Below are 524 nucleotides of genomic sequence, written 5' to 3'. Positions count from 1 at the left end.
CTTTACAAAAAAAAAAAAAAACCCTAGATATGAGAACCATTCTCGTGGGCTCGGAGATGTGTATAAGAGACAGAGCATATTCAACGCATGACTTGATTCTACTTATCGCCTCCGTTAAAAAGGGGAGGATTACCCTCTGGGTGCCCAATGGTTCCGTGCCCTACATTAGCCCGGGAGACAGGCTCAACGTGCGCTACGAGGCCTTTCCGTCAGGAAAGTTTGGCCAGTTCGCCGCCACGGTCGACACCGTCTCTAAAATACCGGCTTCAGCCTCGCGGAGAATACTGATGATCTGTTGGTCGAAAAAACGCTTCTTCATGGGGATGTCCTCATGTGGCTTATGAAGACATTACTAATATCGGGGTGTACTAATCAACGAGGAGCAGGTCACTCTGCTTCGTACCCAAAAGTAGGAGTTTCCACTGCAGTATTTTATCTAATGGCAATCAAAATTAAAAATACAAAATTAGTAATACATCCTATGAATTCACTAATTATATTCATTCTAAATAGCTGTTCCTAAT

Annotated in this window: 1 protein-coding gene; it reads right to left on the bottom strand. The window is 43.5% G+C overall.

From position 1 onward, the window contains the following. Positions 1 to 193: 193 nt before the first annotated feature. Entirely contained in the window at positions 194 to 319 is a 126-nt protein-coding gene (locus tag ACLRGG_RS21380; RefSeq protein ID WP_416251585.1) for a hypothetical protein, read from the bottom strand. Positions 320 to 524: the final 205 nt, after the last annotated feature.

The organism is Erwinia sp. PPS120, from assembly GCF_047918655.1.
GTDB classification, from domain to species: Bacteria; Pseudomonadota; Gammaproteobacteria; order Enterobacterales; family Enterobacteriaceae; genus Erwinia; species Erwinia tasmaniensis_A.
The sequence above is the reverse complement of the archived record's forward strand: the minus strand, read 5'-3'. Positions and strand labels throughout refer to the sequence as shown.